This window comes from Agromyces marinus (assembly GCF_021442325.1).
In the GTDB taxonomy this organism is placed as follows: Bacteria; Actinomycetota; Actinomycetes; order Actinomycetales; family Microbacteriaceae; genus Agromyces; species Agromyces marinus.
The window spans coordinates 2,676,620-2,695,269 of sequence record NZ_CP087879.1; the positions used below are offsets into that span (position 1 = coordinate 2,676,620).

Annotated in this window: 11 protein-coding genes; 3 read left to right on the plus strand and 8 right to left on the minus strand. The window is 73.6% G+C overall.

From position 1 onward, the window contains the following. Positions 1 to 124 precede the first annotated feature (124 nt). The 3 genes from DSM26151_RS12505 to DSM26151_RS12515 all read right to left on the minus strand — a co-directional run bounded on the left by DSM26151_RS12505 (position 125) and on the right by DSM26151_RS12515 (position 5,004). Positions 125 to 1,669 (minus strand): hypothetical protein, encoded by a 1,545-nt coding sequence (locus DSM26151_RS12505; protein WP_234661929.1) that lies wholly within the window; start codon positions 1,667 to 1,669, stop codon positions 125 to 127. 390 nt (positions 1,670 to 2,059) lie between these two features. Further along, complete coding sequence (locus DSM26151_RS12510) at positions 2,060 to 3,547, minus strand: DUF3482 domain-containing protein (protein WP_234659851.1); 1,488 nt, start codon at positions 3,545 to 3,547, stop codon at positions 2,060 to 2,062. Then, complete coding sequence (locus DSM26151_RS12515; protein WP_234659852.1) at positions 3,547 to 5,004, minus strand: DUF2868 domain-containing protein; 1,458 nt, start codon at positions 5,002 to 5,004, stop codon at positions 3,547 to 3,549. Before DSM26151_RS12515 ends, DSM26151_RS12510 begins: the two co-directional genes overlap by 1 nt. Positions 5,005 to 5,507: 503 nt before the next feature. Between DSM26151_RS12515 and DSM26151_RS12520 the strand changes: the two genes are divergently transcribed. Together DSM26151_RS12520 and DSM26151_RS12525 are read left to right on the plus strand one after the other, a co-directional pair. Beyond that, positions 5,508 to 6,194 (plus strand): O-methyltransferase, encoded by a 687-nt coding sequence (locus DSM26151_RS12520; RefSeq protein WP_234659853.1) that lies wholly within the window; start codon positions 5,508 to 5,510, stop codon positions 6,192 to 6,194. Positions 6,195 to 6,315: 121 nt separating this feature from the next. Further along, on the plus strand, positions 6,316 to 6,585 hold the full coding sequence (locus DSM26151_RS12525) for a DUF1876 domain-containing protein (protein WP_234659854.1): 270 nt from the start codon (positions 6,316 to 6,318) through the stop codon (positions 6,583 to 6,585). Positions 6,586 to 6,718: 133 nt separating this feature from the next. Here the strand turns inward: DSM26151_RS12525 and DSM26151_RS12530 are convergent, their stop codons facing one another. The 5 genes from DSM26151_RS12530 to DSM26151_RS12550 all read right to left on the minus strand — a co-directional run bounded on the left by DSM26151_RS12530 (position 6,719) and on the right by DSM26151_RS12550 (position 16,209). After that, positions 6,719 to 9,145, minus strand: coding sequence for a hypothetical protein (locus DSM26151_RS12530; RefSeq protein WP_234659855.1), 2,427 nt, complete (start codon positions 9,143 to 9,145; stop codon positions 6,719 to 6,721). A 287-nt stretch (positions 9,146 to 9,432) separates the two neighbouring features. Further along, complete coding sequence (locus DSM26151_RS12535; RefSeq protein WP_234659856.1) at positions 9,433 to 10,671, minus strand: Wadjet anti-phage system protein JetD domain-containing protein; 1,239 nt, start codon at positions 10,669 to 10,671, stop codon at positions 9,433 to 9,435. Beyond that, entirely contained in the window at positions 10,671 to 13,997 is a 3,327-nt protein-coding gene (locus tag DSM26151_RS12540; protein WP_234659857.1) for an ATP-binding protein, read from the minus strand. Before DSM26151_RS12540 ends, DSM26151_RS12535 begins: the two co-directional genes overlap by 1 nt. Continuing rightward, entirely contained in the window at positions 13,994 to 14,761 is a 768-nt protein-coding gene (locus DSM26151_RS12545) for a DUF4194 domain-containing protein (protein WP_234659858.1), read from the minus strand. Before DSM26151_RS12545 ends, DSM26151_RS12540 begins: the two co-directional genes overlap by 4 nt. Then, positions 14,758 to 16,209: a DUF3375 domain-containing protein gene (locus tag DSM26151_RS12550; protein WP_234659859.1), complete on the minus strand. Its 1,452-nt coding sequence runs from the start codon at positions 16,207 to 16,209 to the stop codon at positions 14,758 to 14,760. The genes DSM26151_RS12545 and DSM26151_RS12550 overlap by 4 nt, the downstream gene beginning before the upstream one ends. A 349-nt stretch (positions 16,210 to 16,558) precedes the next feature. On the opposite strand from DSM26151_RS12550, the gene DSM26151_RS12555 reads away from it, so the two are divergent. Continuing rightward, the gene (locus tag DSM26151_RS12555; protein WP_234659860.1) at positions 16,559 to 18,613 is read left to right on the plus strand and encodes a hypothetical protein; all 2,055 of its coding nucleotides are present in this window, start codon (positions 16,559 to 16,561) and stop codon (positions 18,611 to 18,613) included. Positions 18,614 to 18,650 lie beyond the last annotated feature (37 nt).

The window sequence follows — 18,650 nt, forward strand, 5'->3', positions numbered from 1 at the left end:
TGTCTCACGGCTCGACCGGACGCTCGTGCGTCGGATGGGAACCCGCCGGCCGTCGCGCCGGCGCGGCTCCGAGCGGCACTGTACTCGCGTCGCCGACCCGCCGACAGGGCCGGGCGGGATGGTGTCAGCCGACGCCGAGCGCGATACGCGCGTTGCGATACTTGCCGATGAGGCGCTGCTGCATCTCGAAATCGAGCTTGCGCAGGCGCCACGGCGCCATGTTGTCGTCGATGTCGGCGAGCTTCACGCGGAACGCGATCGGATGCGAGCAGATGCCCTCGTAGTACGCGTCCAGCGACATGCCCTCGCGCCGGGTCAGGCGCTCGACCACCTCGACCACGTCCGGCAGAACACCGGCCTCGAGCAGCTCGCGCGCGGAGAGCGGCGTGTCCTCGAGGACGTCGTGCAACCACGCCGCCGCGGCCGCGACCGGCTCGTCGACGGGATCGAACCGCTCCGCGATGCGCCCCGGGTGATCGATGTACGGCGCGCCGGCCTTGTCGACCCGGCCGCGGTGGGCGACGAACGCGATCCCCTTCGCGAGCGCGACCTGCTCGACCGCGTCGGTCGTCGCAAGGTCGACGTCCGGGGCGGCGGGTGCGGGCGCGGGCGCGAGCGGTGCGGGGGCGGCCTGGAGCGGGGCGGGGGCGGCCTGGAGCGGGGCGGGGGCGGCCTGGAGCGGGGCGGGGGCGGGCGAAGCGGCGAACGCGTGCATGGGGTCCAATACGGGTGCAGGTACGGGAACGATCGGGGAGACGGCGGGGGCCGGGGCGGGGGCGCGAGCGGGGGCCGGGGTTGGGGCCGGTGCGGAGACCTTGGCTGGGGCCGGGGCGGGCCCCGGCTCCGCGGCGGAATCCGGTTCGAAGTCGAAGCCGGGGTCGGAGTCGGTGTCGAAGTCGGCATCCGCTTCGACCGGCGCGTCCGCAGCGGCATCCGCTTCGGTGGGCGCGTCGGCTGCGGCATCCGCCCCGACCGGTGCTTCGGCGGCGGCATTCGCTTCGGCCATCGGCGCGGCGGTCGACGCATCGTCCGCGGACTCGCCCTCGCCGGCACGCTCGACCTCGCTGTCGGCGTCGACCTCGCGCTTGCTCTCATCGTGATCGGCGATGCGCGCTGCGACGGGCGGCTCGGGTTCGATGTCCCTCGCGGGTGCGGCGCGCCGACCGGAGACCGGGACGACCGCGATCGGGCGGGTCGGCGCGAGCGCCGCCTCGGCTTCGGCGGCCGCCTCGGCGAGCGGGTCGCGCCCGCGCAGCGGGCGGATGAAGCCGAGTTCGTCCTCGAGCCGGCGCAGCTCGCGCTCGTCGATCTCGAGCAGCGACCTGGTGCCGCTCTTGCGGCGCTGCTCGAACGAGAGCTCGTCGACCTCGGCGAGGCGGCCGCCGTCGTTCGAGGTGAAGTAGCGCCGACGACCGGAGTCGGTCACCGCGACGATGACGGACTCGAACGCGCCGCCCGGTTCGAACGAGCTGAGGAAGTAGCGCCGGCGGTCTGCGTGGGGCACGTCCGCTGCGGCCCGCGGCGTACCGAGATCGGCCGGCCCGGAGGCGCGACGCCGCGCGTGCGCACCGGTGTTCGTGCTGTTCACCCGGTCGGTCCACCACGCACGGCCGCGGACCGGCCCGGTGCCGGCATCGACCTCGCGGGCGTCATCGACATCATCGGCCATCGGTTCGTCATCGGCGGGGGCGCTCAACAGTGACTCCAGGGGGCTTCGGGGCGTCGGGTCGGGGTGCGCGGATCGATCGGGGCGGACGGGCGGTGCATTCGTACGCCCGATGCTACGGGGTGCGCGCGCGCCGCGCCGAGTCACCGCGTGGCGTGCCCGAACCCGTGCCGGTCGCGGGATCCCGGGCACCGCTGCACGCCACGCGCCGCGAGTCGCCCGCGAGAGTATGCCGAATGCACCGCTCGCCGCCCGGAGCGGTGCATTCGGCATACTCTCGCCGGGCGGGCCGGGCGGGCCGGGCGCGACGGGCGCGACGGGCGCGACGGGCGGCGCGGCGGCGCGCGCGGGGCGCGGGGCGGGGCGGGGGCGGGGCCGGCGCAGCGCGCGCGATCAGGGCGCGTCGATCGCGCGCGCGAGGACGCCCGGGTACAGGCGGTCCAGCAGCTCGCGCGCGAGCCTGGCGATCGCGGGCTCGAGGCCGCGGAGCACCGCGCCATCCCCGTCGCCGCGCCGCGCCCAGGCCGACGCGAGCTGCGCCTGCGCGCCGACCACGGCCTCGACCACGATCGGCCGCCAGTGCGGCGGGTACTCCCCCTCGCGCCAGTCGCCGCGCCCGCGGCCGTAGTGGGCGACCGCGAGGTAGCGCAGCAGCGCGGAGGTGACGAGCCCGTCGAGGAACGCGTCCTCCCACGCGAGGCTCGACTCGCTGCGGCCGCGCACGACGTTGATGCCGCGTGCGAGCCCGGCCCCGCCGAGCGCGCCCACGATCGCGCCCGCGACCATGCCCGCACCGAACGTGAGCCCGCCGGCGAGCAGGTCGGCGCCGAGCCCGGTGAGCGCGCCCGACACGACCCCGCCGAGCGCGGCGGTGCGGGTCTCGTCGAGCGGTGCGTCCAAGCGGATGTCGCCCGCGACGCGTTCGAGCACCGCGTCGGCAGCGCTGCCCCCGAGCCGGTGGATCGCGATGAGTCGCTGGAGGCCGTCGCGCTGGTCGGCGCGCAGCCGGGCGGCGAGCTGCTCGGCGGCATCCGCCCTGGCTTTCGAGCGCACGGGGTCGGGCAGGCCGAGGGAACCGCCGACGCGTTTCGCGAGCGGCTCGGATTCGAGCACGATGCGGTCGGCGGCGGCTCGCGCGATCGGTTCGGCGAGCGCCGCCATCGAGAGGTCGAAGTCGGCCAGGCGCAGTCGGCGCCACTCGGCGGTCAGTCGTGCGAAGGCGGGCCGCGAGGCATCCGGCACCAGGGGTGCGATCGTGTCGAACAGGGTGAACTCCTGCACCCAGCAGCGCGCGAACGCGTCGAACGCGAGCACGCCGCGCACGTGCCCCGCGCCCGCGAGGGCGGCGCGCCAGCGCGCGACGTCGGCGTCCTCGGCGGTGCGCTCGCGCGGCGGGCCGGTCTGGTTGAGCAGCACGAGCACGGGCTTGCCGATCCAGTCGAGCACCTCGAGCTCGGGCGCGAGGTAGCCGGCGTCGGCCGGCGCCTCGGCGGCGTTGACGAGGTAGAGCACGACGTCGGCCTGCTCGGCGACGTTGCGCACGGCGAGCTGGCTGAGCCACAGGGCACGGTCCTGGTAGCGGTCCCACACCTGCGAGAGGAACCAGCCGATGGGGTTGCGGTCTTGGCGGAGCCGGCGCGCGAGGCGGACGCTGTCGCCGAATCCCGGCGTGTCCCACAGGGTGAGCAGGTCGCCGCCGCCCGTCTGCACGAGCGGGTACGGGGTCGCCTCGGCGGTGACGTGCGGTGCGTCGCGCACTTCGCCGACGTCGCGTCCGAGGAGGGTGCGCGCGAGGGTCGTCTTGCCCGCGTTGGTGTGCGAGATGAGCGAGAGAGACACGGCTCCGGCGGTGTCGAGGCCGGCCGCGGCGTCGGCGCCCATCAGCGCCCCCTCGCGTCGCCTGCGTCGCCGCTGGCCCGAGCGGATGCCGCGTCCGCGAGCTGCGCCCCGGCCGCGGGCAGGTCGGGTTCGGCGAGGTCGACGAACACGGGGGTGCCGCCGTGGGCTTCGACGAGCTCGCGCCACGCGGCGCGCCGAGTCTCGCGGCGTTGCGGGTCGTCGCCCCAGCGGGCGAGGAACGCGGACTCGTCGACCAGCGCGGGGCCGGGTCCGAGCCCGCTCAGGAACGCGCCGTGCGCGTCCTCCTCGGGGGTCGCGGTGAGGCTGAACAGGGCGAGCCGGATGTCGGGCGTGCCGGGCGCGGCATCCGTCATGGGGTTCGACCGTTCGTCGTCGCCCCACCCGACGGGCTCGTCCACGGTCGCGACGGCGTTGCCGAACGCACGCGCGAGGACCTCGTCGAGGCCGGCCCGCGCCGCGGGCGCGAGGGTGTAGCTGTAGGGGATGACGCGCACGCGCGTCGCCTCGCCGACCCATCCGGCGATCAGGCGGCGGAAGTACGGCTCGTCGAGCGGCAACCGCACGCGGCGGGCGCGGCGCCGCTCGAGCAGCGCTGCGGCGAGGGCGAGCACGAGTCGCGGCGCGATGACGACGACCGCGACGGTTCCGGCCATGAGGTGCATCCAGGTCGCGGCGTTCTCGCTGCCGGGCGCGCGGATCGCCTCGATCGCGGCGACGTCGGGCACCGGGATGCCCGTGATCCACGAGCCGGGCGCGAGCGTCACGGCGAGCAGCGCGCGCACCTGCTCGGCGCCGAGGAACGTGCTCTCCCACGACGCGCGGTACTCGAACACGAGGCCGCGCAGGTAGAGCCCGGCGATCACGCCGAGCGCGGTCGCGGCTGCTGCGAGGTGCAGCACGCGCGCAGCGCGCGCGGAGTAGAGAGGTGCGGCGACGCGCGCCCATTCGCGGGGAAGCCCGGCGAGCACGGTGCGGCGGGCGGCGGTCGCGGCATCCGCCGGCCCGCCGTGCAGCGGCGCGCGCACCGATGCGACCCTGATCAGCAGCGACCGCGCCGGGCCGGGGGCGCCGCGGCCGAGGACCAGTGGGCGGGCGAGCAGCCAGAGGTAGACGACCAGGTTCCACGCGACGAGCGCGAACACGGGCGGCGCGAGCAGGTTGATGCTCGATCCGCCGCCGATCCGATCGATGAGCATGCCGAGGGCGAATGCGGCGAGCACCGTGACGACGCCCACCCAGGGGCGCCAGCGGATGCCTCGCACCGTGCGCGTCACGGCCGGCTGCCGGGTTCCGATGCGTTCGAGCACGAGTCCGGCACGCCGGGCGAGGAACTCGTCGGCGCTCGCACGCTCGCCCACGATCGCGGCGGCGGCGCGGTTCGCCCAGTCGCGGTCCGCGTCGGACCACAGCACGCGGTCGCCGTCGGCGGTCTCGACGGCGCGCGCCGCGGTGACGTCGAGGGCGGCCGACTCGTCCATACACGGGGAGTCTATGTCGGGCCGGGCCGGTGCGGGCGGGCCGGTGCGGGCGAGCCGGTTCGCCGGCGGTGCCGCGGCGCGGCCGGGTCCCGGGCGCTGCGGCGCCCCGGTTCTCAGACGGCGCGGCGCCCCGTTCCTCAGGCGGCGGGGCCGCGCCGGTTCGCGCCGGTGCGGCCACGCCGATTCGCACTCGGTCGGGGAGTGCCAACGCCGATCGCGGTGCGAAGCACCCCAGCGCTCCGGCACTCCGGTACCAGTGATTCGGCACCTCGGCACCGGGTCTCCGGTCCCCCCGCCACTTCGGTACTGGCCCTCCGGTCCCCCGCCACTTCGGCACCAGCCCTCCGGTCCCGGCACTTCGGCACCAGCCCTCCGGTCCCGGCACTTCGGCACCGGCCCTCCGGTCCCGGCACTTCGGCACCGGCGCCACGGTACTTCGGTACCGGGTCGACCAGGGGAACGCTCCCGTTGACGCCGCTCCGCACCCCGAGGAGGCTGGGCCCATGGCCGATTCCACTCCTGCGAACTGGACCCGCGTCGACGACTACCTCGCGGCGACGCTCCTCGACGATGACCCCGCCCTGACCGCCGCTCGGCGTGATTCCGCGGCGGCGGGCCTCCCACCGATCGAGGTCACCGCCCTCGGCGGGAAGTTCCTGCACCTGCTCGCCCGCATGACGGGGGCCCGACGCGTGCTCGAGATCGGCACGCTCGGCGGGTTCTCGACGATCTGGCTGGCCCGCGGCATCCGCTCGGACGGGCTCGTCGTGACCCTCGAACTCGAACAGCGGCACGCCGACGTCGCCCGCGCCAACCTCGAGCGAGCTGAGGTCTCGGAGCGCGTCGAGATCCTCGTCGGGCGCGCCGCCGACACCCTGCCGCAGCTCGCCGAGCGACTCGCGGAGCGCGGCGAGGCGCCCTTCGACCTCGTCTTCATCGACGCCGACAAGGAGTCGAACGCGACCTACCTCGACTGGGCGATCCGGCTCGGGCGCCCGGGAACCGTCATCGTCGTCGACAACATCGGTCGTGCGGGCGACGTCGCCGACCCCGGCAGCGACGACCCGATGGTGGTCGGCACGCAGCGCGGGCTCGAGCTGCTGGGCAGCGACCCCCGCGTGGATGCCACGGCGCTGCAGACCGTCGGCGCGAAGGGCTGGGACGGGTTCGCGATCGGGCTCGTGCGGTAGCCGGGGACCGGCCGGACCCTTCTACGAGTTCGAAGTTCCGCTCGTCTCATTCCCCCTCGCCGCTGGCGCCGCGGCTCGGTACCCTGAGCGCGCAACCGATACCCGGAGGGTGGTGGGTTCCATGAATGCGACGCAGCGCTGGAACGTCACCGTCGAGATCGACGAGGAAGAGAACACCACGACGGCTCGGGCAACCGTGCGAACACCGGCCGGTCACGACGTGACCGGCGTCGGCAAGGCGGACCGCAACCCGCTCGACCCGAACGTGCCCGCGATCGGCGACGAGCTCGCGGTCGCGCGCGCGCTGCGCAATCTCGCCGAGCGGCTGCTGCACACGACCGAGAAGGGCATCTCAGGCATCACCGGCGAACCCGCGCACGTGCACCGCTAGCGCCAGACGCTTGTGGCGAGCCGGGACTGGCCCGGCACGCACGGGTTCGGATGGCCGGGCACCGGCTCGATACCAGCCGGGCACAGGCCCGAAACAGCCCGGTCCGACCCACGCCCGGCCCAGGCCGGTCCGGCTACCAGAAGAACCCGCGCTCCATCGTGATGTCGACCGCGTCGCCGTCGACGGTCACCTGTCCGGCTGCCGTAAACTCCTCGGCCGTGGTCCGCTCGGCCTGCGAACCGAACCCGGAACTGGTGTAGGTCGCCGTCGCCTCGCCGCCGCGAGCACGGTACCCGAGCCCGTCCTCGTCGATCTCGATAGTCGGATACTCGACGATCTCCCACGCCACCGGGGTGTCGCTCGGATAGACGAAGACGCTGAACGGGCACCCGTCGGGTCGAGCCTCGGTTCGTGACGCGCACGCGTCGATCTGCGCAGTGAGTTCCTCCTGAACAGCGTCCCGCAGCGCCTCGGTCGGCGCGTACTCGACCTGCACGTACGCGACGTCCACCCCGCTCGGGACGACCGCCAGACGGGCCGGCTCCGCCTCGGAGAACGGGGACGAGGTCGGCGCCACCTCGTAGATTCCGGGATACAGCACCACCGTGCCCTCGGCCGCGCCAAACTGCGCATCGACGAGCGGCACGTCGAGCCCGGCGACCTGCGCGCCGCCCATCCCGTTCACGCCCACGACCGCCTCGGTCGCCAGCGAGGTGGTGATCCGCCACCGGTCGAGCACGAGCCACTCATTGTCGAGCTGCTCGACTCGGAGGGTGGCGCTCTGGTCGACTCCGTCGAGCTTGAACGTCGCCTCCACGAAGCGATCCCCCGCACCCCTATCGGCGCCGTACGCACTCGCACCCCCGTCGGCGCCGTAAGCACCGGCGGCACCGCCCGCTGCGACCAGGCGTGCGTCGACGTCCGAGATCCGATCCGTCGCGCTCATCAGCACGTCGTCGGTGAGGAACTCTCGATCAGCGTTCGGCACGTTCGGATCGACGAGCGCATTCGCCGCCTCCGCCCGGCCCGCGGCGATATGGCCGACGTACTCGGTGACGATCGCCTCGGGGCTCCGAACGGTGGCGTTGACGACCGAAACCGTGATCGCACTCGCAACGCCGATGAGAACGAGTCCGCCGACGCCGGCCGCGGCCACGATGACGCGCTTCTTCGCCTCCGGACTCAGCGGTCGGGGTGCGTCGAGATCGTCGCGGGCTTCCGCGCCGACGGCGTCCGCGGCGTCGCCGCCCACATCGATGGCATCCGCACCCACGGCGTCCGCGCCCTCGACGCCCGCTTCCGCACCGCCCACGTCGATCGGGGACGACCCGTCAGCCCACGTCTTCGCTGCGCGCCGACCCGCGATCACGGAGAGCACGCGGGGAGAGACCCGGAAGATCAGTGCGGGGAGTGTCTGGGCGCCCATCTCGACGGCGGCCGCCCACAGCAGCAGCACCAACGGCGACCACCACGCCATCGAGAGCGCGGCCGCGCCGCGGCCCGAAAGAAGCCACACCGTCCCGTTGGCTGCAGCGGACGCGCCGAAGAGCAGCAGCCCGAACACGATCCAGGCAGCGGTGACCACGGCGGGCAGCCGCCACGCGGATCGCCAGTCGATGACGGGCGCACCGGTCCGGCGCGTCCGACGGGTGCCGATCCACACCGCGGCGACCAGGCTCACGGCCACGGCCACCAGCAGCGAGAGCCAGAGCCAGGCGCTCTCGCTGTTGAACACGCTCGCGGTCTCGGACACGGTCGCGACGTCGTTCACCGACGCGCCGAACGTGAGGCCGCCGAGCTGCGCCAGCACGCCGACAGCGGCGGCGAGGTTGGGCAGGAACACGAACGCGGCGAGCGCCGCCGCGGGCCCGGCCTCCTCACCCGCCTGCACCGCCGTGAGGATCAGGGCGATCGGAGCGAACCCTATGAAGCCGAATGCGGCGTACCCTAGCGCCTCGCGCGGGATGCGCGGGAGGTTCGCCCAACAGTGCCGCACGGCTTCGAACAACGTGCCACCGGACACACCGCGCCCGACTTCCCGCCCGAGCCACGCCGAACCCCCGATGACCAGCATCCCGACGATCACCAGCCGGGCTCCACCGGTCGCCAAGTAGACGTGCGACTCGCCGGTCGTGCCGAATCGGGGCGCGGCGAGCGCCACCGCGATGAGCAGCAGGACGGACGCGACGAGACCGACCGCAACCCCATAGGCGGCTCGGTGCCACCACACGGCGAGCGCGTTGCGCCGTTGCTGGCGGATCCCCCACCAGGCCGACGCCGCGACGACGGCGGCCGTGAGCGTCAGTGGGAAGGCCCACAGCGACGCGCTGCCTGCCGCGGAGACGAACGCCGAGCCCGAGGACCCGATCCCCGCCTGGAGCTCACCGCCGACCAGGAATCCTGCGAGCTTCACGGCCAGACCGATGAACGCCCCCGCGTCGACTCGGAGCATCGAGCCGAGCCCGCCCGGGTCGGCCGCGGCCTCGGAGCCGAGCAGCAGGCCGACCGTCAGCGCGAGCAGGATTCCACCGACGAGCGCGACCGCGAGACCCACACCCACGTGACTCAGCGCACCCAGCAGGAGCCCCCGGGAGTCCGGAATCGCCGGACGCACCGCCGCGCCAGCCTGCACCGCGTCTGTGTTCATCGCGTCGGGCGCAACGGACTCATCGTCGCCTTCGGTCGTGGTGCGTTCATCGGCTCCGTCGCGCGACGTCGATTCGGTCGATGCTCCCCCTCGGAGATCCGCCATGCGGTGATCGGGCGGTCGGTTCCAGCCCGGAACATCATGGACCGGCCCACGGACATAGGATGCGAATCAGCCTGCGCCTGTGGACAACCTCGGCGTCACCGACCGATCGCCGCCGCTTCCAGCACCCCCAGGGCATGAGCCCACGGGATGCGCTCCTGCTCCAGCCGCACGCCGCCATCCGCCCTGAGCCGTTCGCGTGTGCGCCGTTCCGGCTCGGTCAGCAGGTCGACGGCGCCCGGCGCGGAACGCTTCTCGACGACCGCCAGATCGGCGAACGCGTCGAGGGTCGCCTCGTCCATGAGCACGCTCGTGGCGTCGGGCACGACCACCCGCAGGGTGTGCAGCACCCGGAACCCGTCGGAGTCGAGGTCGCCCCAGTAGACGACTCGCGACCGGCGGATCCATGGCACGTCGCCCAGCCGAGGCGCGGCGTACCCCGAGCCGTGCACGACCACCGCGCCCGTCATGGGCGGCATCGCGAGCACCGTCTCGAGATTCTCGAAGACGAAGACGACGCGTGGCGCGATTTCGAGTCGTGCCAGGTGCACGATGGGCGCGGCCAGGTCTTCGATGCCGCCGGGCCGGAGTGCGACGTCGAGGAATCGCACCCGCACCGTCGACTGCGATTCGGCGAGGCCGAGCGTGGTCCCGCCGGTCACGGCGAGCGCGAGCGATTCGACGGCCCGCCGATGCCGCTCGAGCCACTTCGTGTCGATGCCGCGGATGGGCAGCTCCCGCACGCGTCGCCCCGACGACGGGTGCTCCACGAGCCACTCGACGACGTCGAGCAGGGTGGCGAACTCGGCGTCGGCATACTCGATCAGCGCACGCCATTCGGCGCGGACCGCACCGGAAAGCGCATCGGCGATGCCGTCGCGAGCGGATGCCACGGCGAACCGCTCGCGCACCGTGCCGGCCCGCGCGGCGAGACGGCGCCAGTCCCGCCGGGACGACGCGCCGGCGAAGCCCGCGATCGCCTCGGCGCCGTGCAGCACGAGCCGCTCGGGCACGAGTTGCGCGCCGACGCTCGGCCATCGGCGTTCGGTCCAGGTCACGCCTGAGCCGCCTCGCACAGGGGCCCCGCCCGGCGCAGCCGTTCCGCCCGCAACGCCGCGCGCCGCGGCATCCGCTTCACGCCACTGCCCGGCCCACCCGATCGCGTCCGACAGGTTCGCGAGCGCCTGCCGCTCGGTCGGCGGGCGCAGAACGAGCTCGACCGTGGCATCCGGCTGCTCGCCCAGCGCGATGGCGGCGGCCCAGTCCCGTTGGGAGCGCTCGACGGTGCGCGCAGCGCGCGCCCTGGCCTCGGCGACCGAGACCATCGACGCCGCCATCAGGGCTCCACGTCGAACGCGAGGTTGGCGATCTGCGAGAGCCTGCGGGTCGGATTGTCGATCGTGGTGACCGCGCCGACGTAGGGTTCGATGGTCTGCAGCAGCTTCTGGGGCGTCGCGAGCAGCATCTGGAAGCCGAACTCGACGAACACGTCCATGGCCATGCGCGTGTAACGGCTGTCGGCCTTGTCGAACGCCTCGTCGAGGATGATGGTCGCGTACGACGGTAGTGCGTCCTCGTCGGCGGTGAGCTGGTAGCGGAGCGCCGCGGCGAGGCAGAACACGACCAGCTTCTGCCGCTGCCCGCCTGAGAGTCCGGCGCTCGACTCGTGCAGGTTGACCACGCGGCCCGCGCGGTCGATCTCCTTGGCGAGGAACGTGACGTGCTCGCGCGTGTCGAGGCACCGGCGCCGCCACGCGGCATCCGCACTCTCGCTCGAACCGAGCCGGCCCATGACCTGCTTGAGCACGCCGAACCGTCGCTCGGCGGACTCGAGGTCCTCGTTCTCCCAGCTGCCCTGGGTGATGGTCTGCAGGTCGGCGAGGAACGCGGTCACCTCGCTCGAGCGCTGCACGCGCACCTCGATCCGCAGGAACCGGTCGTGGTCGAACGGCGAGGTGCCGAGCGAGGCGTTGACCGGCGCGATGCGCTCGGTCACCTCCTTCGGGGCGTTGCGCAGGTCGGAGGCGAGCAGTCCCATTTGGTCGCGCGAGCGCTCGCGCAGGAGTTTCATGAAGTTGCCCTCGTGCTCGGGCAGCCCGCGCGAGACGATCCCGGCGAGCAGATCGCGGTACCCGCCCCGGTCGCCGATCTGGGCGGTGAGCTCGGATGCCGCGGCCTTCCAGTTCGTCTTGAACACGGTCGCGCCCTCGACGAAGCGGCCCTCGGCTCCGGCCTGCCTGCGGCGTGCCGCGTCGAGTTCGCGGTGCAGGGTCTCGGCCGCCGCGCGCCCCGCCTTGTCGACGGTGTCGCTGGTGAGGCTGCGCTGCCGATCGCGGTAGCGGCGCTCGAGTTCGGCGGCGTCGGTCTCGTCGATCGCGGTGCCCGCGACGCGGTCGGCGAGTTCGGCGATCTGGCGGTCGAGCATGGCGCCCCGGTCGGTCGCGGCCCGCAGGTCTCCGCGCACGTCGGCGAGCGCGGACTGCGCCTCGCGCACCCCGTCGACGGCGGCCGCCCGGGCGGCGACCGCGTCGCGCAGGTCGGCGTTGCCCTCGGTCAGCTCCTCGAGCCGGCGGCGCCGGGCCTCGACGCGAGCGCCGGCGGCGGCGCGGTCGATCTCGCCCCATTCGACGCGGGCGATCGACTCGAACACGGTGCGGCGTCGCGTGAGTTCGGCGGCGCGGCGGGCTGCGGCCTGCAGCTTCGCATCGGATGCCTCGAGCGCGGCCGCGAGCACGCGCCGCCGTTCGAGCAGCAGCTCGACCTTCGCCTCGTTGTCGGCTCCGAGGATCCACCGCCTCCGGTCGTCGATGCGGTAGCGGTCGTTCTTCTCGTAGCGTCTGGAGGACTTCTTGATCTGACCGCTGATCGTGACGCCGCGTTCGACCCCGTCGAACTCGTCGGCGCTCTCGACGCACGCGAGGTCGAACTCGGTCGACAGCCGCGCCTGCAGCCACTCCGCGAACGGCCCGTCGACGACGCGGATGCGGTGCAGCAGCGAGCGAGGGTCGACCGCCTTGCGCACGGGCGGGGCGAGGGCCGGCACGGCCTCGAACACGAGCCGGGCGCCGAGGTGGCGGTGGTCGACGCGGCGGCGCACCTCGGTCAGCAGGTCGTCGCGCACGAGCATGGCGCTCGCGAGCGGGTAGAGCACGCGTTCGATCGCGCCGGTCCAGTCGGCGTGCTCGGGTCGCACCTCGATGAGTTCGCCGGCGAAGGGCAGCGCCTGCTCGGCGAGCCCGAGCTCGTCAGCGAGTCGCTGGCGGGCGACGAGCAGTTCGGGCGGCAGGTTGCTCCTGCGGCGCTTGAGCGCGTCGAGTTCGGCGTCGACCTTCTCGAGGTCGTGCTTCGCGGTGAAGTAGTCGCGGTGGTCGTCGTTGTCGTGCTGCGTCGTCGGCGCTTCGTCCGCGAGTTCGCGCTGCGCCGTCTCGCGCAGTTCGGCGAACTCGGCGGCGTCGGTCGGCGCGTCCGCGATGTCGACCGAACGGAGCGTTTCGGCGAGGCGCTGCCAGCGTTTCGCGGTCTCGTCGGCGTTCTGCCGGGCGATCCGCAGCAGTTCCTGCTCGCGCTCCGCGTCGCCGCCGCCGAGTTCGAGGGCGCGGCGCTCGGCGTCGCCCCGGCGCTCCTCGGCGGATTCGACGACCGCCTCGGCACGCTGGACCCGATCGCGCAGCCGCGCCTCGTCGGCCCGGAGCAGCGCGCGCTCCTCGTCGGCCAGGCGCAGCGTGAGCCGGTCGTGGAACGGGTCGAGCAGTGCGCTCAGGCGTTCGGCGCGAGCCGCGTCATCGGTCGCCGTCTCGTAGTCGAGGATCGCCGCCTCGAGGGCGCGCAGTTCGTCGGCCTGCTTGCGCAGGTCGACGATGTGCGCGTGGGCGCGGTCGAGTTCGCCGAACTGCTCGACCGCGCTCTTCGCTCGCGCGAACGTCTTCGGTTCGTCGAGCATGAACGTGCGGAACAGCTGGTCGAGGCTGCCGAGGTTCTTCGCCGACTGTGTCTTGTGCAGCAGGTGCAGTGCATTCTGGTGCTCGATGCCGAAGATGCGGCGGAACTTCGCGTAGAACGGGCCGTGCGAGAAGTTGGTGGTGACGGATGCCTCGGGGCGGGCGCTCTTCACCCGTCGCGCTTCGATGCCGCCCGCGACGAACTCGCGCAGGTCGTCGAGGCCGAGTTCGGACCGGTCGATCATGCACAGGTCGCGAAGGTCGGACTTGTCGGCCGACACGCCGCGCAGGTGGAAGAGGCGCACGAGCGTGACGGGCGCGTCGCGCAGGTTCTCGTAGCGCAGCAGCACGCCGCTCCAGGTCGCCCCTCGCCGCAGGTAGGCCGAGACGGCGCGGTCGTAGGTCTCGTCGGCCTCGTTGCTCCAGGCGCCGCGGATGTAGCTGACGAGGCTGCGGTCGTCGGCGCGGCTCGCGGCGTCCTGTGCGGCGGCGTTGAACCTCAGCCACTTGTCGGGGGTGAGCACGCACGCGATCGCGTCGAGCAGCGACGACTTGCCCGAGCCGGACGCGCCGGTGAACAGGTGGCCGCGGCGTGCGACGTCGATGCGGTGATGGCCGTCGAACGTGCCCCAGTTCACGAGCTCGATGCGGGCGAGCCGCCACTGGCCCTCTGCGGCCTCGGGCGGGGTCGCGACCCGCTCCGCGGGGAACTCGAGCAGGGTCACGCGCTGGCCTCTTCCGCGTGGTCGGCGGCGTCGGCGGCATCCGCGGCATCCGCTTCGGTCTCGAGGGCGTCGCCCGGGCGGCCTTCGCCCACCGCATCGCCGCCGGCGATGCGGCGGTACTCGCGTTCGATCTGCCGCACCTGGTCGGCGTCGACGATGAGTCGCAGCACGGGCGAGATCTCGGCGCGTTCGCCGTCGTCGGCGGCGCCGGCCTGGTGGATGACGCGGAGCTTGTTCTTCATGTTCATCCAGGAGGAGTTCATGCGCGACGCGAACAACTTCTCGTCGTGGTCGGCAGGGCGGTATGCGGAGAGCTGCTCGAAGACCTCGTCGCGGCCGACGATGACGCGCCCCTCGCCCTCGCGGGCGAGCAGGATCTGGCGCAGCACGAGCAGCATCGCAGTATCGAGGAACGTGAGCGTTTCGGTGCGAACCGTGCGCGGCACCGTGATCTCGCCCGCGTCGACGTTGCGCGCGAACGCGACCTCGCCGACGCGGTCGAGCACGAGTTCGAGGAACAGGTCGTTGAGCCGGCTGCCGATCTCGCGCTCGTCGGCGAGCAGTGCCGCCCACAGCCCGGGGTTGGCGCGAGCCGACAGGTAGGGCCCCTTGACGAGGTCGAGGAGCGCACGGCGGGAATCGAGCCCGAGCGTGCCGGCATCCCCCCGCCAGAGGCCGGCGGAGGTCTCGGGCACGGAGGCCAGGGCCTCGCCGTCGTGCGCCAGCGCGCCGCCCGCGTCGCTCGCGTCTTTGATCTCGTTCACAGCACCCTCCCGGTGAATCGATGCACGGGCACGTTCGCGGCTCGCCCGACCCCGTCGACGCCGTACCAGCGGACCCGTTCGGTCTCGCGCGCGACGACGCCCTGTGCTGCGGCGAGCGCGATGAGCCCGACCACGCTCGCGACGCCCTGCGTTGCCGGGTGCGCGGCGAGCACCTCGGCAACCGTGCACTCGCCCGCACCGTCCAGCACGTCGTTGACCTGGTCGCGCAGTTCGTCGAAGTCGATCTCGGTCTCGCGCGCGAGCGCGCGCAGCGCTTCGAGGTTCGCGACGGCCGTCTCATGCCGGACGACGGGCGCGGTGGCGTCGAGTTCAGACGGGTCGTGCAGGCGAACCTGCCCGACCGAGCCCATGGGCACGCTCGAGAGCGCGAGCGAGATCTCGGTCTGTCGGTACGGCTTGATCTCGGCGGATGCGGGCACGCCCGCGGCGAGCGCCTCGCGGATCGCCGCCTTGAGGAGGCGGTCGCGCTCGAAGTCGTGGGACTGCACGTACCGGCGCAACCCCCGCGCGAACGAGGTGATGACCTCGTGGATCTCGGCGCTGCGGTCCTTGAGCGTCGTGACGTACCTGCGCAGGAACCGCCGCTGCGCCGGCCCGAGCGTCTCGGCGAACTCGCGTTCGAGCACCTGTGCGACGTGGTCGTCGAAGGCGGCCCCGACCTCGGCGTCGAGCACGAGCGCCGAGAAGCCGGCGAAGCTGCGGCCCTCGTCGGATTCGGCGATGAGGTCGACGCCGCGGAAGATCTCGTCGAGCACGTTCCGCTGCGACGCCTCGGACTCGAGGATCCCGGTGCGCAGCGACCGGTTGAGCACCTCGAACTCGGCGCGCACGCGCGCGAAGTCGGCCGGGATCTCCTCGGCCTGCGCGAGGATGTCGCGGACGCGCTCGACGGCCCGCGCGGGGTCGAGCGTGTCGACCTCGCCCGCGGCGACGCGCTCGATCTGCTCCTCGATGCGATCGCGCTCGGCGTGCAGCTGCGCGAGTCGGCGCGTCGTGTCGGGGTCGGTGTCGACGGCGAGGCGCGCGAGCTGGGCGGTGATGCTCGAGAGTCGGGACTCGGTCGCGGTCTGCCTGGGCTCGGCGAGTCGATCGAGGTAGCGGATGCCGCGCAGTGCGCCCTGCGAGAGCTCATAGGTCTCTCCGCGTGCGCCCTCGGCTGCACGCCGCACGAGGTAGCCGGCTTCGCGCCACTCGGCGCAGTAGCCCTGCGCGGTGCGCGGCAGGGCGAACCCGGCTTCGCGGAGCCGGTCGAGGTCGTGGTCGAGCACCTCGAAGAGTTCGTCGGCGGGAATCCTGATCTGCTCGCCGCCGAGGTGCGCCGACAGCAGCGCCGCGATGACGGGCGCGTTGTCGGCGCGGAGCAGCCGCCAGCTCGCGTCGTCCTCGAGCAGGCGCGACAGGGAGAAGGTCGTCGTCGTGACCGACATCCGCTCCTCCTCTTCTGCGCACGGTGGGCGCCCCGATGCGCGATCCATGGTATGTGGGGGCGCCGACACGGAAGAATCCGTTGCGGACCTCGGGCTTCCGGCCGCCCCGGCGGGCGTCGCGGTCGCCCCGCTCTGCACTCGACCGGGGTATGCGATCTCCGAACGCGGTACCGAGGTAGCCCGGCCCTCCGGTACTCCGGTACCGGGTCCACGATCCGACACCCGTCGACGCCGCGGTGGGGTCACCACGCTCGGCGGGAGGTTCCGGCACCCTCCGTGGCGCCGCCACCGCGTGTCACCGGTCCCCACTACCGTGAGGCTCAGGTTCCCCGGCCGGAGGTTTGACCCGATGACGAGCACCACCTCGACCTCGACCCGATCCCGCGAGCCGCGCGCGTCCGAGCGCACGGTCGAACGCGTCGCGACGCCCGACCAGGCCGAGCACCTCGCGGCCCGGATCCTCGACCCGGGGCGCACGCGCCCGTTGGTCGTCGTGTCGACCCCGCACGCCTCGACGGGATCGGATGCCGAGGCATCCCCACCGCTCGACCCAGAGCGCGTGCTCGACGAGGTCGGCGACGTCGCCGACGTGGTCGTGCTCCCCACGGGCGAGCTCAGCCGCCGGGTCGACGACCTGCTGCCCGACATGCTGCAGGTGTACGGCGGCGCCGGGCGCTCGTACCCGGTGGGGCTCGCGGCAGATCCGGACTGGCGACGCTCGCCGCTGCGGTTCCCGCACAACCCGGCCAGGGCGGTCGACCTGCTCGTGTCCGACGCGATCGCGCACGCCCAGGCGGCCGGACTCTTCGAGCGGGCGCCGGCACGGGCGCGCCCGGCGTCGGGCGAGGTGCGCGGGTTCATCGCGGGCGGCTCGCGCGCGCTCGTGATGCTCGACGGCGGCGGCATGGCGACGGTCTGGTCGGAGCTGACCGCCCCGCAGACGCCGCTCGACTGGCTGATCTGCGACGGATGCCGCGTCACCGGCATCGTCGACGAGGACGCCAACCGGCTGACGCTCGACCTCGTCGGGGCGACGGATGCCACGCTCGCCGAGGCGTTCCCGCACGGATCGGTCACGCTCGCGCTCGTGACCTCCGTCTCGGCCGACGCGGCCGAGCTCGCGCTGCATCCGTCGCATCGCATCCGGGTCCTGCGAACGGATGTCTCGCCCAACCCGCTCGACCGCGTCGACCTGCTGCTCAGCGAGGGCGAGGTCGTGCCGGTGCGCGTGGTGCACCTCTCGACGGGGGCGCTGCACCTCCGGCTCAGCGACGTCGACGACGACGAGCCGGTCGTGGCACCGCTCGCGCTCATCGCCGGCGGGACGTCGTGGCTGCGGGAGGGGCGGCCGCTTCCGATCGCTGGGGCCGGGGCGGATGACTCGGGGCGGGCGCATGCCGCGGTGACCGAGGTCGACGGAGCGGATGGCGACGGGGCGCGGCCCGGTGTGGCGGATGCCCGTGTGGTGGACGTCGACGTGGCTGAAGGCTACGTGGCTGAGGGCCTCGTCGCGGTGTCCGGGGCGCCGGCTGCTCCGGTGGTCGACGTGCCCGCGCCCGCGCCGGCCCGACCGGTGCCCGGCCCGGGTGTCCGGTCCGTGGCGCCGGCGCCGGCGCCGGATGCGGGTCCGGCCCCTGCCCCATCCTTCGACGAGGGCGGGGACGGCGGGCGAGTGCACGCGGCATCCGCTCGTTCGGCCCTGCAGTCCACGCAGCTCGAACTCGACGCCGAACGCGCCCGCCGCATCGCCGCCGAGCGGCGCCTCGCCGAGGCGGGGCTCGCCGACTCCCAGCTCGCGCGCCGGCGCACCCAGGCCGACCTCGACCGGCAGCAGGTGCGCGAACTGCTCATCGAGAACGCCGAACTCAAGCACCAGGTCGCCGCGCTGCGCACCGACCGCACGGAATCGGGCAAGCTGTTGCGCGACGCCCGCCGCGAGGCATCCGCTGCCGCTGCCGCGGACGGCACCGCGCGCCCGGTCGCCGACCGCCGCGCCGACTTCCCCGACGCCGAGTCGTGGGTGCGCCACGAGATCGGCTGCGCGTGGGTCGAACGCATCCCGTCGTACGAGAAGGCGGCGCTGCCGCTCGCGCCGTACCGCGTCGGGCCCGAGTTTGCGGACTCGCTCGAACGCCTCGACGCCGAGAAGTTCGCGAAGGCCATGAAGGCCGTCGTCGACGTGCTCACCGGTCGCGCCGAACGCATGGACGGCCGCGAGGTGCACCGCCTCCGCGAGTCCGACGCCGGCGGATCGCCGTACCGGGTGCGCGCCGACGGCGCCCACGCCATGCGCTGCGCGATCGAACGCAACACGCCGTCGGCGCGGCGGCTGCACTACTGGGTGCTGGAGGACGGACTCGTGGAACTGTGCCGGGTGGTGCTGCACGACGAGACGGGCGGGTAGCGGCGTCGCGGTCGGCGCGGCACGGCGCGCCGGCGCG

Excerpts from the sequence above, each read along its gene's own strand:
- DSM26151_RS12505 (WP_234661929.1), bottom strand. The coding sequence starts at position 1,669 with ATGGCCGATGATGTCGATGACGCCCGCGAGGTCGATGCCGGCACCGGG.
- DSM26151_RS12510 (WP_234659851.1), bottom strand. The coding sequence starts at position 3,547 with ATGGGCGCCGACGCCGCGGCCGGCCTCGACACCGCCGGAGCCGTGTCT.
- DSM26151_RS12515 (WP_234659852.1), bottom strand. The coding sequence starts at position 5,004 with ATGGACGAGTCGGCCGCCCTCGACGTCACCGCGGCGCGCGCCGTCGAG.
- DSM26151_RS12520 (WP_234659853.1), top strand. The coding sequence starts at position 5,508 with ATGGCCGATTCCACTCCTGCGAACTGGACCCGCGTCGACGACTACCTC.
- DSM26151_RS12525 (WP_234659854.1), top strand. The coding sequence starts at position 6,316 with ATGAATGCGACGCAGCGCTGGAACGTCACCGTCGAGATCGACGAGGAA.
- DSM26151_RS12535 (WP_234659856.1), bottom strand. The coding sequence starts at position 10,671 with ATGGCGGCGTCGATGGTCTCGGTCGCCGAGGCCAGGGCGCGCGCTGCG.
- DSM26151_RS12550 (WP_234659859.1), bottom strand. The coding sequence starts at position 16,209 with ATGTCGGTCACGACGACGACCTTCTCCCTGTCGCGCCTGCTCGAGGAC.
- DSM26151_RS12555 (WP_234659860.1), top strand. The coding sequence starts at position 16,559 with ATGACGAGCACCACCTCGACCTCGACCCGATCCCGCGAGCCGCGCGCG.